Origin of the sequence: Exiguobacterium sp. s91, from assembly GCF_018618915.1 — a bacterium.
Lineage (GTDB): Bacteria > Bacillota > Bacilli > Exiguobacteriales > Exiguobacteriaceae > Exiguobacterium_A > Exiguobacterium_A abrahamii.
In genome coordinates, this window is sequence record NZ_JACSMZ010000001.1 from 272,076 (window position 1) to 287,852 (window position 15,777).

Annotated in this window: 16 protein-coding genes; 9 read left to right on the forward strand and 7 right to left on the reverse strand. The window is 45.8% G+C overall.

The features are described from left to right. Positions 1–10: 10 nt before the first annotated feature. Positions 11–742: a hypothetical protein gene (locus KNQ06_RS01335; RefSeq protein WP_050678116.1), complete on the reverse strand. Its 732-nt coding sequence runs from the start codon at positions 740–742 to the stop codon at positions 11–13. A gap of 59 nt (positions 743–801) precedes the next feature. Next, a complete protein-coding gene (locus KNQ06_RS01340; protein ID WP_064299355.1) occupies positions 802–1,647 on the reverse strand; it encodes a DegV family protein in 846 nt (281 codons plus the stop codon). Between the two features lie 187 nt (positions 1,648–1,834). Here KNQ06_RS01340 and KNQ06_RS01345 point away from each other — a divergent pair, with 187 nt between their 5' ends. From KNQ06_RS01345 to KNQ06_RS01370, 6 genes are all read left to right on the forward strand, one after another. Further along, on the forward strand, positions 1,835–2,380 hold the full coding sequence (locus tag KNQ06_RS01345) for a helix-turn-helix domain-containing protein (protein ID WP_064299356.1): 546 nt from the start codon (positions 1,835–1,837) through the stop codon (positions 2,378–2,380). Positions 2,381–2,393: 13 nt separating this feature from the next. Then, positions 2,394–3,488, forward strand: a complete 1,095-nt coding sequence (locus KNQ06_RS01350) for an ABC transporter ATP-binding protein (RefSeq protein ID WP_215147170.1) — start codon at positions 2,394–2,396, stop codon at positions 3,486–3,488. Continuing rightward, positions 3,485–4,294 carry an ABC transporter permease gene (locus KNQ06_RS01355; protein WP_029342588.1) on the forward strand — a complete coding sequence of 270 codons (810 nt, stop codon included), beginning with the start codon at positions 3,485–3,487 and terminating at the stop codon, positions 4,292–4,294. The genes KNQ06_RS01350 and KNQ06_RS01355 overlap by 4 nt, the downstream gene beginning before the upstream one ends. Continuing rightward, positions 4,294–5,094 (forward strand): ABC transporter permease, encoded by an 801-nt coding sequence (locus KNQ06_RS01360; protein ID WP_029342587.1) that lies wholly within the window; start codon positions 4,294–4,296, stop codon positions 5,092–5,094. The genes KNQ06_RS01355 and KNQ06_RS01360 overlap by 1 nt, the downstream gene beginning before the upstream one ends. 3 nt (positions 5,095–5,097) lie before the next feature. Beyond that, complete coding sequence (locus KNQ06_RS01365; RefSeq protein ID WP_047393031.1) at positions 5,098–6,171, forward strand: ABC transporter substrate-binding protein; 1,074 nt, start codon at positions 5,098–5,100, stop codon at positions 6,169–6,171. A gap of 162 nt (positions 6,172–6,333) precedes the next feature. Beyond that, on the forward strand, positions 6,334–6,843 hold the full coding sequence (locus KNQ06_RS01370; protein WP_064299358.1) for a hypothetical protein: 510 nt from the start codon (positions 6,334–6,336) through the stop codon (positions 6,841–6,843). A 31-nt stretch (positions 6,844–6,874) separates the two neighbouring features. Here the strand turns inward: KNQ06_RS01370 and KNQ06_RS01375 are convergent, their stop codons facing one another. Beyond that, the gene (locus KNQ06_RS01375; protein WP_064299359.1) at positions 6,875–7,483 is read right to left on the reverse strand and encodes a YktB family protein; all 609 of its coding nucleotides are present in this window, start codon (positions 7,481–7,483) and stop codon (positions 6,875–6,877) included. A gap of 133 nt (positions 7,484–7,616) precedes the next feature. Between KNQ06_RS01375 and KNQ06_RS01380 the strand changes: the two genes are divergently transcribed. Then, the gene (locus KNQ06_RS01380) at positions 7,617–9,314 is read left to right on the forward strand and encodes a GGDEF domain-containing protein (protein WP_064299360.1); all 1,698 of its coding nucleotides are present in this window, start codon (positions 7,617–7,619) and stop codon (positions 9,312–9,314) included. Positions 9,315–9,410: 96 nt separating this feature from the next. On the opposite strand, the gene KNQ06_RS01385 is transcribed toward KNQ06_RS01380, so the two are convergent. The 4 genes from KNQ06_RS01385 to KNQ06_RS01400 form a co-directional block, all read right to left on the reverse strand. Continuing rightward, on the reverse strand, positions 9,411–10,061 hold the full coding sequence (locus tag KNQ06_RS01385; RefSeq protein WP_047393045.1) for a homing endonuclease associated repeat-containing protein: 651 nt from the start codon (positions 10,059–10,061) through the stop codon (positions 9,411–9,413). 269 nt (positions 10,062–10,330) lie between these two features. Next, complete coding sequence (locus tag KNQ06_RS01390; protein WP_064299361.1) at positions 10,331–11,980, reverse strand: peptide ABC transporter substrate-binding protein; 1,650 nt, start codon at positions 11,978–11,980, stop codon at positions 10,331–10,333. 330 nt (positions 11,981–12,310) lie between these two features. Next, positions 12,311–12,760 carry a thioredoxin-dependent thiol peroxidase gene (bcp, locus tag KNQ06_RS01395; RefSeq protein ID WP_149427820.1) on the reverse strand — a complete coding sequence of 150 codons (450 nt, stop codon included), beginning with the start codon at positions 12,758–12,760 and terminating at the stop codon, positions 12,311–12,313. A gap of 13 nt (positions 12,761–12,773) precedes the next feature. After that, positions 12,774–13,613, reverse strand: a complete 840-nt coding sequence (locus KNQ06_RS01400) for a hypothetical protein (RefSeq protein WP_064299363.1) — start codon at positions 13,611–13,613, stop codon at positions 12,774–12,776. Positions 13,614–13,735: 122 nt separating this feature from the next. Between KNQ06_RS01400 and KNQ06_RS01405 the strand changes: the two genes are divergently transcribed. Further along, entirely contained in the window at positions 13,736–14,023 is a 288-nt protein-coding gene (locus KNQ06_RS01405; RefSeq protein WP_023469340.1) for a HesB/YadR/YfhF family protein, read from the forward strand. Positions 14,024–14,153: 130 nt separating this feature from the next. Continuing rightward, positions 14,154–15,698 (forward strand): L-glutamate gamma-semialdehyde dehydrogenase, encoded by a 1,545-nt coding sequence (pruA, locus tag KNQ06_RS01410; protein ID WP_029342578.1) that lies wholly within the window; start codon positions 14,154–14,156, stop codon positions 15,696–15,698. Positions 15,699–15,777: the final 79 nt, after the last annotated feature.

A 15,777-nucleotide genomic window follows, 5' to 3' on the forward strand; every position in this document is an offset into this window, starting at 1 on the left:
GAAAGGAACGTCACTTGCTCACGCTGACTTGGCGGCGCATCCGGACGAGAAGGAAGATATAACCGGCTAACAATAAGACGACGCTACCGAGAACCGTCGTATCGACGAGACCGTTATCGGACTCGAAATTGATCGCGATATACGCCCAGACGAAGACGAGCGGATAAATCGGATCACGGTTCGCAAACATGAAGAGAAGAGCGACGACGACTCCGACGACGAGCATGATCATCGTCCAGCCTGCATCTCCAATTCCAAGCCAAGATGTCACACCTTCTGCGTTGATCGTCAGGAAGATGTCAGCGATCGTCGCGACCGAAACCCAGCCGAGATAAAGCGAGAACGGTAGCTTGAAGCGTAATCCTTTCGTCTCACGATCAATCTTCGAGTAGATGACGATCAATGACAGCAAAAGACCGACGATGACGACGACGGAAACGACGAACAGTTCAAACGTGAAGGAGACAATCCAGCCAGCGTTGAACAGACAGCTGATCAAGAACCACGGTCCGATTTTCTTCGCCAGTTCGTGTTCCTTGAATTTCGGAATCGATTGCAAAATCAACCAGATGAGTAAAATTGTATAAATCAATCCCCAAATCGAAAACGCATACCCAGCCGGTTTGAACAATGTGATGATCGAATCGGAAATTCGTCCTGTCTTTCCACCATCGAGGGCGTTCACGGCAATCGTGAAGATGAAGCCGACCCAGTTGAGCCAAATCCATTTATTAGTTTTCAAACAAAAAACCTCCTTTATTCTCTAAAGAAGGTTTACCCAAAAATCATTTTCATTAGTCATCACGGTCGGCGTGTCGGGTTCAAAAAGGACATACCGATTGCTGGATTCCCTGTATGCGAACCGAGAACCGGCGTTAAGTCATCGATGCGGACACGCACATCGTATTGCGATTCGAGTCGTTGTTTCCACTCGAGTGCCAGTTCATACGCTGTCGCGTGGAATAGTGAAATATCCGTGACCTGCCCCCGTTCAATGATTGCGACAAGATGATCAAAAATCTTTGAATGCGCTTTTTTAAACGTCCGGACGGTTTGGTAAGGCACGATTTTTCCTTCTTCGAAGTGGAACAACGGGCGAAGTTGCAACAAGTTACCGACGAATGCCTTCGTCGAAGAGATGCGTCCGCCCGCTTGTAATTGATCGAGGTTCGCGACCGTGAATTCAATGTGATGGTCGAAACGACGCTCGAGAATGATCTGTTCGACGGATTCGATCGAGTGCCCGGCTTCGACGAGTTCGATCGCTTCTGCTAGAAGTTGACCAGCTGGGTAGATACCGCAACGGGAATCAATCGCAATCAGACGAAAGCCAGCAATCTCTGCCCCTTGAACGGAAGCGTTGTACGTTCCGCTCAGTTCACTCGATAAGTGAACAGCGAAGCCGACGTCGTAATCCTCTTTCAACCGTTCATAGTGCTCAGTGAAACTCCCGATCGAAGGTTGGCTCGTCGTTACCTTGTGTTTTGAGTCAATCCAGTTATAGACGGTTTCTGCATCAACGTCGACACCATCGACGAAACTTTCTCCATCCTTCATGACAAGTAAAGGGACGACCGAAAGATCATCGCGCTGAGCGATCGTATCCGGTAAAATCGTTGTACTATCAGTGATCCAAGCGATCCGCATAACAAGTTCCTCCTTAAATTAGTACCTGATATTAATTGTAGGTGTAAGCGTTCTCGCTGTCAAATGAACATTAAAAAATATTGAACGTTTTAGTTGATTAAATAATGAAATACGCTATAATCGGTACGTGATTAGTAAACTTTTAGTCATCTTATACTAAACTAAGCCGCTGAGAGGAGGACGTCGATTGTACTCAATCGGTCAAAAAATCAAGAACCTCCGTCTTCAAAAGGGATTGACGCAAGAGGAACTAGGGGAAAGAACAGACCTGAGTAAAGGGTACATCTCGCAACTCGAACGGGAACTCAGTTCACCGTCGATCGAGACGCTGTTTCATCTCCTCGAAGTCCTCGGCATCTCACCGAAGGATTTCTTTGATGAGGACACACTCAATCAAAAAGTCATCTACGGTGAAGAGGATGTCACGACGTATGCCGATGAGGAACAAGGATATCATGTCACATGGCTCATTCCAGAATCGAATGAGAAAGAGATGGAACCAGTCTTATTGACACTCGCGCCAGGGGGAGCATTCAAGACGTATGAACCATCAGGTGCCGAGACGTTCGTCTATGTGCTCGCCGGAAACGTCACGCTGACGCTTGGTCGTCAGTCTTTTGTAGCGAAACAAGGAGAGACACTTTACTATAAGGCTTCAGAAATCCATCAACTACGCAATGAGTCAACACAAGAGACGAAGGTCCTCGTGACCGCGACTGACTCATACTTATAAAGGAGGAACTAGATTGGCAGATACTACGATCATTCAATTCAAGGACGTTACGAAACGATATGACGATCAGACCGTCCTCGACCAAGTCAGCTTTGAAATCGAACGCGGGAAGTTCTATACGTTACTCGGACCATCGGGTTGTGGGAAAACGACGATCTTACGACTGATTGCCGGCTTTTCGGAAGCGACAGAAGGGGACATCATCTTCAACGGAAAACGGATCAACGATGTACCGGCGAACAAACGTCAAGTCAATACTGTTTTCCAAGACTATGCACTCTTCCCGCACTTGAACGTCTTCGAAAATATCGCCTTCGGTCTTCGCATCAAGAAGGTGAAAGAAGCAGAAATCGCAAAACGTGTGACGGATGCGTTGAAGTTCGTCAACTTGTCCGGTTATGACAAACGAGAAATCACCGAGATGTCAGGTGGACAGCGGCAACGTGTCGCGATTGCCCGGGCAATCGTCAATGAGCCGGAAGTCATCTTGCTCGATGAGCCACTGTCAGCGCTCGACTTGAAATTGCGAACAGAGATGCAGTATGAGCTCCGCGATTTGCAACGTCGTCTTGGCATCACGTTCATCTTCGTCACGCACGACCAAGAAGAGGCACTGGCAATGTCAGATGAAATCTTCGTCCTCAATCACGGTGTCATTCAACAATCGGGCACACCGACGGATATCTATGATGAACCGATCAACCGCTTCGTCGCGGACTTCATCGGTGAGTCGAACATCATTCCAGGGCGCATGGTGGAAGACTATCGGGTCTGGTTCGCCGAGAAGGAATTCGAATGTGTCGACCGTGGTCTTGAATTGAACGAACCGGTCGAGATCGTCATCCGTCCGGAGGATCTTGAAATCACGAACGTGACACAAGGGAAACTGCAAGTCACCGTCGATTCGCAACTCTTCCGTGGCGTGCACTACGAAATTGCTTGTATGGATGAAGTCGGTAACGAATGGCTCGTCCACAGTACGAAAAAGGCGACGGTTGGTGAGCAGATCGGACTGACATTTGATCCGGAAGCGATTCACGTCATGCGACTGAACGAGACGGAAGAAGAATTCGATAAACGTCTGGAATCCTACGACGGGGTGTTATGATGCAAAAATCACGTAATTGGTATCTCATCCCGTATCTATTCTGGATTGCCTTGTTCGTCATCGCACCGATCGTACTCGTCGTCTACTATTCATTCCTTGATTTGGACGGCAACTTCTCATTTGAGAACTACCAGAACTTCTTTACGTCGACCTATTTGACGATGACACTCAGCTCGTTCTGGTATGCCTTTTTGATTACGGTGTTTTCGCTCTTGATTGGTTATCCAACCGCTTACTTGTTAACGAAAACGAAGCATAAACAGCTGTGGCTACTTTTGATCATCTTACCGACGTGGATCAACTTGTTGTTGAAAGCTTATGCCTTCATCGGGTTGTTCAGTACGTATGGTCTTGCGAACCAAACGCTTGAAGCGATCGGGATTGGACGACAACAGATTCTCTTTACCGATTTCAGTTTTGTCTTCGTCTCGGTGTACATCTTCATTCCGTTCATGATCCTGCCGATCTTCAACGCGATTGAAAAACTGAGCCCGTCACTCGTCTTCGCTGCACGTGATCTTGGGGCGTCGAACTTCACGACGTTCCGGCGTGTCGTCTTCCCGTTGACGCTCGATGGTGTGAAGTCAGGCTGTCAGCTCGTCTTCATTCCGGCATTATCGCTGTTCATGATTACGCGTCTGATTGCCGGAAACCGCGTCATCACGCTCGGTACAGCGATTGAACAGCAGTTTCTCGTGACACAAAACTGGGGCATGGGAGCGACGATCGCCGTCTTCCTCATCATCGCAATGGCGATCATCCTTGCCTTGACGAGTACGAAACGGAAGAAAGGAGCGACGACTTGATGAAACGTCTGAAACTAGCAAATCTTTATCTGATCGGAGTCTTCATCATTTTGTATGCTCCGATATTCTACTTGGCATTCTATTCGTTCAACAGCGCTGACAATATGACGAACTTCGATTCGTTCACGTGGGATTGGTACAAGGAAGTCTTCCAAGATTCACGCTTGTTAATCATCGTCTTGAACACACTCGTCATCGCCTTGTTGTCAGCTGCGATCTCGACGATCCTTGGCGTATTCGGAGCGATCGGGATTCAAGCCGTCCGTAAGAAACGTGTCGAGACGTCGTTGTTAACGCTAAATAGCATCTTGATCGTCAGTCCGGATGTCATCATCGGGGCATCATTCTTGATTTTCTTCACGCTACTTGGCATCCAGCTCGGCTTTACGTCGGTCTTACTGTCCCACATCGCATTTTCGGTACCGATCGTCGTCATTCTCGTCTTACCGAAGTTGCAGGAGATGAGTCCAACGCTTGTCGATGCAGCGCGTGACTTAGGCGCAAGCCGTTGGGATGTTTTGACGAAAGTTATCTTGCCGTACATTACACCAGGTATCTTTGCTGGATTCTTCACGGCATTGACGTACTCATTGGATGATTTTGCGGTGACGTTCTTCGTGACAGGAAATGGCTTCACAACGTTGTCCGTTGAGATCTACTCACTCGCCCGTCAAGGGATTTCGATGAAGATCAACGCCCTGTCGACTGTCATTTTCTTGTTTACGTTCTTACTCGTCATCGGCTACTACTTCTTGAACCAACGAGCTGCTACGAAGCTGTCGCGACCGGAGGTGAAATGACCGTTGAAAAAATTGATTCAATTGTTCGCCGCGATTTTCTTGATTTCAGGTGTCATCCTGTTCACCTTGAATCAGTTAAATGAGACACAGGGATATTCGGGTAAAAATGTCTTGAACATCTACAACTGGGGCGATTATATCGACCCTGCACTGATCAAACAGTTTGAAAAAGAGAGCGGTATCAAGGTCGTCTATCAAACGTTCGATTCGAACGAAGCGATGCTGACGAAAATCGAGCAAGGAGGAACGACATACGATATCGCCGTTCCGTCCGACTATGCGATTGCGAAGATGATCGATGAGAAGCTCGTCGTTCCGATTGATCATCAAAAAATTCCGAATCTCAAGAACATCGATTCACGCTTTTTAGATTTATCATTCGATCCGAACAATAAGTACTCGATTCCGTATTTCTGGGGAACGGTCGGTATCGTCTACAATAAAGACTTAATTGGTGGGAAGAAACCGACGAGCTGGAAGGATCTCTGGGATCCGAAGCTAAAGAATCAGATTCTACTCGCTGACGGTGCCCGTGAAGTCATGGGGATGAGCTTGAATAGTCTCGGTTATTCGCTGAACGAAACGGATGAGTCGAAACTACAGGAAGCAAAAGCGAACTTGATGCGCCTGACACCAAACGTCAAGGCAATCGTCGGGGACGAGATCAAGTTATTGCTCGCGAACGAAGAAGCAGGGCTCGGTGTCGTCTGGTCGGGTGATGCAAACGAGATCATGAGTGAAAACGAAAATCTCGACTACGTCATTCCAAAAGAAGGATCAAACGTCTGGTTCGATAATATCGTCATTCCAAAGACGGCTAAAAACGTCGAGGGGGCACACGAGTTCATCAACTTCATGCTGCGTCCTGATATTTCAGCGAAAAATGCGGACTACGTCGGCTATTCGACACCAAACAAAGAAGGCTTGAAATTGCTCGACAAATCGGTTCGGACCGATGAGCGATTCTATCCTGATAAACAAGTTACCGATACACTTGAAGTCTATGAGAACCTCGGAAAAAAGATGCTCGCGCATTACAATGAGTTGTTCTTAGAGTTTAAGATGCATAAGAAATGAGGAAGAACCTAGTGTCAGGCGACACTAGGTTCTTTTTTTATTTCTCATCAAAAAAATAAATATAAGTTCCCAGAAAAAAACTATAAAAACTGAATAATTTTTTGAAATAGGGGAATGAGTTTATTATCAACGCCATTTATAGGCGCAGAGGAGGATATCATCATGAAACAAGTCTTAGGAATCATCTTAACTGCCGCACTCACTGTCAGCATCGTGTCAGGCACTTCATATAACCAACCGGTCGAAGCAACAAAACAGACAGACGTCAAATGGCTGCAAGAAATTCAAACACAAGCGAAACAAGCACGTTCACTCGATGGAAAAGTTGTTCTTGAAAAAACAACACTTGCCCAAGTACATAAAGCCTATAAGGGGGAAAAGAACTCGAATTGGTGTCAAAGCGGAAATGGTCTTGCCTCAGCGGATCGCGCTCTTCATTACTGCTCCACGTATGGGGTGAAGGACACAAAAGCAAAAGTTAGTGCAATCGTCTATGATCCGAAGCAGGTCAAGCGGACTGTGACGGTCAAGGAAGTCAAAAAAGCGTATCCGACAGCGAAACTCGATAAAACATTCAACGTCATGACTGTTTCCTCAAAACAGGTCAACATTTATCTAAATTTGAATTCCGACCGTACACAAGTCATGTCAATTCTAGTAAAATATAACTAATGAAAAAGGATGACCGATTCGGCCATCCTTTTTATTTAATCGTTTTATAGAGTGGTACGAGATGCGAATAGGTATTTCGAATCATATCGAGTAATTCTTCGCGTGACAGGTGATGCACTTGTTCTGCCGGAATATGACGACCAACAAGGAATTCTGCCTTTTTGACGTCGTGGAAACGTTGTAATCCTTTTTCGATATCCGTCTCATGAACGGAGACGGCGTCTTTTTTCATATGATCGTATGAGACGACGAAATCATCCGGAAGGGATGTCAGCAGTTCTGTATGCTGTAACAGTTTCGATGCGTATTGTTGTTTATTCGGTAACTCGTAGATATAGGCAAGCCAAATGAACAGATGATCATCAAACAGACCGACTTGGAAATGCGGATGTTTTTTGTATCCACGTTTATCGGGTGAGAATGCCATCCATGTATCCTTCGGAGGGTTGACCTTCCGACGTGCATGTTGCGCGATGTGAACATGGACATCTTCTGCTGTTGCGACCGTTAAGTCAGGTGCGACTTCCTGACCAATGTCTCGAAAGACCGGCTGGATGCGTTCGCGAATCGCTTCCATCCGTGGTTCTAGTCCATCGATCTGAAATGTATCAAATGCGTGTTGCGTGAATGTATTTGTCATAAAAAAATCACCTCGCGTCAATTGTATCAAAGGAGACCATCAAAGTTCGACTTTTTGCTCGAAAAGTAGAATAATGGGCATATCGATTTCCAGTAATATACAACTACATAACTTAAAGGAAGGGGAATGTTTTGTGCGTCGTTTTCAACAATATCTCCTTCGAAGCTGGGTCGTTTTTTTCGTAATCGTCATAGGCATCGATCTTTTTGCGAAGTCGAGAGATTATAGTCTCAGCGTCGATTTGTTTACGTTCTTATTGATTGCCGCCTTATCGACGATTTTCGTCGTCGATCCTGTCCGTCGTCGTCATATGAGTTTTACTTTCCATTTTGGATTCGTCCTCTTTACATTCTTGACGTATGGATTATTATCAGCGATTTGTGTCGGGCAATTGACGATGCTCATCTATCAGTTGCGAACGATTCATACACCAATCGGACGTCGGCGGATGTTACATAACTATCCCTTCAACGTCGCACTCGAATTGTTTTTAATCGTTCCAGCAGGTCTTGCCTATAATGCACTCGGCGGAACACATGGCGAAGCATTCGTGCTGACAGAAAACATCGTACCGTTACTGGCGATGGTTGCGATTCTCTGGATCGTCCTCTTATTGCAATACCAGTTATCCCGATTTCTTCTTGGAGAAAACATTCCAAGTGACGTCATGTTCCAACTGCTACGTTTCGAAGCGGTCGTCATCACAGCAGAATTGTTATACGGAATCTTCAGCACACTCGTCGTTCAAGGGAACGGGAATAGCGGACTCGTCATGGCGGCGTTTGCCTTATTCATCATCAAGCGTGCACTGGGAAGTTCCGTTGAAGCAACAGACCGGATCGAACATTGGGAGCAGATCGAGCGATTGAAAGAGGCGGCTTGGAAAGACGGTGATGCCCAGTTCATCATCGAGCGGTATTTACGACAGCTCAATCAATTCGTCAAACCGGATATCGCTTGGATTAAGTTTGATTTCAAAGAAGGAAAGCAAAGCGTGTACTATTCGTTGAAGGACGGACGAAAGTTAAAAGCCGATCATGTCGAAGGACGAATCATTGAAGACATCATCGAAAAAGAAGAAGTCCTTCTTTACGGGATGCAACAGGAGTGGGATATTCGTCTTTACGATAGCTTGCCGGAAGAGACACAGTCGGTCCTCTTCATTCAACCGGAAGCGACGGAGACGATCAACTGCTCGTTGCTCCTTGCCTCGAACGCAAGTGGTGAATTCACGCAGGATTTTGGATATGAGCTATACCGTGCCCTTCGTGTCCTGTCGTGGGCAGTGGAACGGGCACACGAGCGAGAACGCTTGTTGACCGATAGCAGGACGGATGCGATGACGAAATTACCGAACTATCGTGCCCTTCAAGAGTGGGGCGATCGTCGTATTAAACAACGCGACCTTTATCCGTTCTCAGCCTTAATGATCGACTTAGATCACTTCAAACAAATCAATGATACGTATGGTCATGAAGTTGGAGACGTCGTCTTATTTGAAGTGGCGAAGTTATTGATGCAAGCAACACGCATCACGGATCTTGTCGCGCGTTACGGAGGAGAGGAGTTCGTCATCTTACTACCGAATACGGATCTTGATTCAGCCCAAATCGTCGCAGAACGAATCCGCGAGACGTTGCATGCGAATCCGATCTTAGTCGAAGGGCATACGCTCCGGATCACGGCTAGCATCGGCATCGATACATTAAAGGAACTTGGTGATCTCGCGAGTTTGATTCGAAATGCCGACCGTGCGATGTACGTCGGAGCGAAGTTCCAAGGGCGCGACCGTGTCGCATCGTATCAGGAGTGGAAAGAGAAGGTCATTTAAATCAAGTAGAAGAAGGTAGCAGAGACGCTATCTTCTTTTTTGATGTAAAAAATCCTCCCAGTTCGGATGAACGAGAAGGATCGAAAAAGAATAAGTTCATTGTGCTTGTTGTTTGCTGAGACGAATCTCGTTTTCAATCGCATGAATCGCGGCTGACCAAGAACCATAGCGATGAAGTAAGGCTTTCGTCGATGGTTTGTTGTTTCGTTTCGCCCATTCCCGGTATGCTTCAAAAGAGAGGGCAAAGCCAACTTCCTCGATGGCTTGACGCAGAGAAGCAGCAAGTTCAGCTTTCGAATAAGTGACGCTTGCTTCAAGTCCTGCAGCGGTACACGCATCGTGCCACGAACCGAACATCTTGACGATGTGATAGTGACTCGGTGCATGATGGACAGATTTACGCCACATTTGATATTTCTTAAGTGTGATCGTAGAGCCGACGTCTTGTGCGTACCGTTCGAATGACTTTAAGATTTCGTCTTTCGTATATTTCGGTGCCCGCTCAAGCTCCTCTGGCTGTTGATCGACATTCCACTCGTATCCAGCGGCAGACAAGGCTTCTGGCCACGAACCAAATTGACGGATGATGTTTTCTGGCTGAGGCCAGTCATTAACTAAAGCATAACGGCGATAGACAGTACGGCGTGGACGGTCCTGGATGAGTTCACCGACCGCACGGATGGCTTCAATCATCTCAAGCTGCTCTTCTGTATAACTCTGTTGACTCGTAAGTACACGTTGCTTCATGAGTGAGTCCTCCTTCCTAGTTCGATGTAGTATTGAGGCAAAAGTCCTCTGTATTAGATATATCGGTACATTTCCATTAATTATGAATAATTCCCGCAAAATATTGTAAATAAAGTGAATCGGATTCTTTGCTTAGTATAAATGGAAGTCATGGAAATGAAAACAGAATGACACGAAATTTTAATTCTATTCAGAAAAATAGGACAAACGGCTCATATGGAAAAAAAGACCAGACACGCTCGTCAGCGAATCTGGTCTTGAGGTATGACTTATTTTCCTTCGATGTAAGCCCATTTGTACGAAGTATCGGCACCGACTTTGTGGTTAACGATTCCTTTGACGTACGGTTTACGAAGAAGCGAAACACCTTTTTGGTACATAACTGAGATTGCTTGATCCTCTTCAAGGAGTGTTTTTTCAGCATCCTTGAGAGCCTGCCAACGTTTCTCAGCATCTACTTCTTTTTGAGCTGACTTGATGAGTGAATCATATTTATCGCTTGAGTACTTACCACGGTTGTATGGTCCACCAGTTACCCACATATCGAGGAATGTCATCGGATCCTGGTAGTCAGGTCCCCATCCTGCGAACGATAGCTCGAACTCACCTTTAGACTCGAGATCCAACTTGTTCTTGAATGGTTGTTGTTTGATTGTAACTTCAAGACCTGGAAGGTTTTTCTCCCACTCGCCTTTGAGGTACTCCGAGATTTTTTTCGAGTTGTCATCATCATATGAAAGAAGTTCGAGTTTGAGAGACTTCTTGCCGACGGCTTTCAGTCCTTTTTCGAATGATGCTTTTGCAGATGATGCGTCATATGAACCGAAACCTTCGTTGCCATCACGGAAATCTTTACCGTCTGGACCTTTCGCGAAGTCTTTTGGTACGTAGTAGTAAGCAGGGATTGAACCGTTGTTCAAGAGAACATCAGCCATCTGCTTCTTGTCGTATCCTGAATCGATCGCTTTACGGATATCCTTGTTCTTCAAGAGATCATTCTTGAAGTTCATTTGGATATAGTACATTGCTGCATCAAGACGTGTATCAAAGTCTTCTTTGTCTTTGTATTGATCAACAAACTCACTTGTTAAACCAGCTAGATCGATGTCACCTTTTTCGTACAAGTTGACGCCTGTCGAGACTTCCTTAACGATTTTCGTGTTGATTTCTTCAAGTTTGACATTATCTTTATCCCAGTACTGATCGTTTTTCTTATAGCTCCAGCCAACATCCGTCTTCCAATCCGAGAGGACGAATGGTCCGTTGTAAAGGAATGTGTCCGGCTTCGAAGCAAAGTTTTTACCTTGTTTCTCAACGAATTCTTGTTTCAGTGGCATGAATGAACCGAAACCAGTCAACGATTTGAAGTATTCAGCCGGTTGAGTCAACTTGACTTCAAGCGTTTTGTCATCGACCGCTTTGACTGCGACATCGTCTGCTTTTCCTTTACTTGTGTTGTATGCTTCAGCGCCATCGATGATATACATGATATACGCATACTGTGAACCACTCTTCGGATCAAGGACGCGTTTCCATGCGTATTCGAAGTCTTTTGCTGTGACATCGCTGCCATCCGACCATTTCGAATCACGAAGTTTGAACGTGTATGTAAGTCCATCTTCAGAAACATCAACACTTTCTGCGACACCCGGTGTTGCTTCTTGATTCTCGTCTAGACGGAACAGACCTTCTTGAACGTTGTTCAAGACTGTGAAGGATACAGAGTCTGTTGCGACGGTTGGGCTAAGTGCTGGAATATCCGAACCGCTGATGATATTCAAGACTTGTTTGTCTGAAGATTTTTCTCCAGATGTCGAACCGCCTTCTTTTGAACCTTCATCTGTCGTCGAGCATGCTGCAAGACTTGAGCCAGCGATTGTCAGTGCTCCGACGAGTGCAAGTGCCTTTTTCTTTTCCATAAAGTAAATCCCTCCCAAAAGAAATAGATATATCTGGTGAAACGATAAGAACCGATAGGATAGCGATCCGGTGTCCGACTAAAAATAAGAGGGGTCATCGCCTTTTATTCTTAAGCTGTGGAAAGCACCGGATCAACTTGTTATCAATAATAAATACAATATTCAGAAAAATCAATAGAATATTTTCAGATTATTTCAAAATTATTAAATTTATGTGTAATACCAACGTTTTTTTACGAAAAATTATTTTTATGTAAGGATAAAATTAGGAGTTTTTAAAATTATTGAATACAAAAAGAACCAGTTGTATGAAACAACTGGTTCATAATCTCATTTCTGCTTTTGGACGTACTGAAGTGCTTCTGCGACGTGATCTTTTACTTTCACACTGCGCCATTCTTTGACGATTTCACCAGATTCATCAATTAAAAACGTTGAACGAACAATTCCAAAATATTCCTTTCCGTAGTTCTTTTTCAATTGCCAGACACCATATTGCTCACACACTTCGTGATCGACATCTGATAACAATTGGAATGGTAATTCATATTTTGCGATAAAGTTTTGATGCCGTTTCTGACTATCGGCAGAAACACCGAGAATGACGGTGTTGTTCTCTTCGAACGCTTGCGTCGCATCGCGGAAATCACATGCCTCGGTCGTACAGCCAGGCGTTGAATCCTTCGGATAGAAATAGAGTACGACTTTTTTTCCACGATAATCCTCGAGGGAAATCGGTTCTCCTTGTGCATTCGGAAGGGTGAATGTAGGTGCTTGCATGAAAAATTCCTCCTTATCCTAATTCCATGTTTAATTGATCCGCATATTTCTCAAGCTTCTTTTGAAGACTCTCTTTTAATGGATCGAGTGCGATCAAGTACTTCTCATAATCCGTCCCGGCTTTCGCCGTCTTCATGAGGAGTGGCTGTTCTTCTTCATACCAGTCTGCGTAGTCTTGATAGTAATCAACGAGCGTCTCAGGGTTTCCTTCGTTCTTGAGCGCCTCACCATAAATCATCAGAATGTTACTGTTCATCTCGAGCGCCATATAATCGGTTTGCGCATTGACGCGAGAAAAGACGGCATCTTGCTCTTTTTCATCGGTTTTTCCGATCTCATCAGCCGCCTTCGCATTGACACCATACTCATCAGCGTTAAATCCAGTGAACATGTCACCAAGTGTCGAGAAGACGGACGGATCGAATGTCGTCGGTGTCAGGACGATCTTCCACTCGTCGTCTTTCTTCAATAACAGCTTCGATCCTCGGTTCGGGAGAATCGATCCTTTCGCATCCTTGAATTCGTGGATGATATAGGCGACGTCGCCCTTTTGGAACGACTTGACGACCTTACCGGGAACGACATTCAAGTTTTTCGCACCAACGGCAAGCGGTTCAAGTTGTTTTTCGTCACCCGTATATTCAATCGATGCAAGGTATTTTGCATCTGCTCGTCCGGATTGACCGAGCGTTTTTTCGTATGTTTGATAGACGTCAAGAACGGCTTGTTCAGCCTTCTGTTGTTTCGTTTCCGTCGTCTTCGGGGATTTGGTATCTGTAGAAGACGGGGAATCGTTTCCGCAACCGACGAGTACGAGACTGGTCGCAAGCAGCACTACGAGCGATCGTTTCATTCGAATTCCTCCTAAGATGAATGTTTCATGGTGCTTCCATAGCTAATCTTGTCTCTACCATACAGGAAATTCGCTTTTTTGAGTAGGATATCGGTACACTAAACGAAAGGGGAGTGATAGATATGAAAATTCATATTACAGATGAGGCATTGCAATACTTTAAAGATGAGATGGAAGCAAAATCAGGCGATACGATTCGCTTCTTCGCAAAATATGGTGGCTCAACGGATTTAACACAAGGTTTCTCGGTTGGTGTTCATATGGAAGAAGTCGAACGGGCAGCAGTCGAAGAAGTCGTCGATGGCATTCACTTCGTCGTCTCAGATCAAGATGATTGGTTATTCCAAGGGCAAGACGTCAAAGTTTCAATTGAACACGAAGAGATCGTCTTTTCACAAGCGAAGGAATAATTGATAACGGAGGAGCGACCAAATCGGTCGCTCCTCTATTTTTTTGACTAGAATAATTGTAAGCGGACTCATGCTTCTGTACAATGGAGAATGTAAGCGATTTAAAGTAGAGATTAAAGGGGGAATAGAGATGATTCCGTACAAACACGAACCATTCACGGACTTCTCACAAGAAGCAAACAAGAAAGCGTTCGAAGAGGCACTTGCACTCGTCACGCAAGAACTCGGCAAAGATTATCCGCTCGTCATCGGTGGAAAACATGTGACGACGGAAGATAAAATCGTCTCCGTCAATCCGGCTAACAAAGAAGAGATCGTCGGACGTGTCTCAAAAGCGACACAGGAACATGCAGAAGAAGCGATGCAAGCAGCAGTCACAGCTTTCGAAACATGGAAATTCGTCAATCCGTCTGTACGTGCGGACGTCCTATTCAAAGCAGCGAACATCATCCGTAAGCGGAAGCATGAGTTCTCTGCCTACCTCGTCAAAGAAGCAGGGAAGCCTTGGAATGAAGCCGATGCCGATACAGCAGAAGCAATCGACTTCCTCGAGTACTATGCACGTCAGATGCTCGTCTTAAAAGACGGTAAAAAAGTCGAGAGTCGTCCAGGCGAATACAACCGTTACGATTACATCCCACTCGGTGTTGGTGTCATCATCTCACCATGGAACTTCCCACTCGCGATCATGGCTGGAACAGCTGTCGCAGCAATCGTGGCAGGGAACCCGATCCTCTTGAAACCCGCATCGACGACACCGGTCGTCGCGGCGAAATTCGTCGAAGTGATGGAGCAGGCTGGTCTTCCGGCTGGTGTCTTGAACTTCGTACCAGGTTCAGGAGCAGAAGTCGGTGATTATCTCGTCGATCACCCGAAAACACGTTTCATCAGCTTCACGGGATCACGTGATGTTGGACTTCGTATCAACGAGCGGGCATCGAAACTAAACGAAGGTCAAATCTGGCTCAAACGCGTCATCGCGGAAATGGGCGGAAAAGATACGATGGTCATCGATGAGTCGGCTGACCTCGATTACGCAGCGGACATGATCACGAAAGCGGCATTCGGATTCTCGGGTCAAAAATGTTCAGCTTGTTCACGTGTCGTCGCACTCGACTCTGTCTATGACGAGTTGCTCGAAAAAGTCGTCGCGAACACGAACAAACTGAGCATCGGTAACCCGACAGATGTCTCAAACAATGTCGGACCGGTCATTGACGCAGCAGCGTTCAAGAAAATCACGTCGTACTTCGACGTCGCAAAAGAAGAAGGACGTATCGTCGCAGGTGGTACGGCAGATGATTCAACAGGATTCTTCGTCTCACCGACAGTCGTCGCTGACGTTCAACCAACGGATCGTTTGATGCAAGAAGAGATCTTCGGACCAGTCGTCGCGTTCACGAAAGCGAAAGATTTCAAAGAAGCAATCGACATCGCGAACAACACGGAATACGGATTGACAGGTGCTGTCATCACGCAAGACCGGACGAACCAAGAGTACGCGCGTGCGAACTTCCACGTCGGTAACCTCTACTTCAACCGTGGGTGCACAGGCGCAATCGTTGGCTACCAACCATTCGGTGGATTCAACATGTCTGGAACGGATTCGAAAGCAGGCGGACCGGATTACTTGACTTTACATCTTCAAGCAAAAACAACTTCAGAAATGTTCTGAAATGGTGTTTAATAGATGAAACGGGTGTGCGACCTGCATGCCCGTTTTTCTTATATCACGAAAAAAAGGGGGAGCAAGG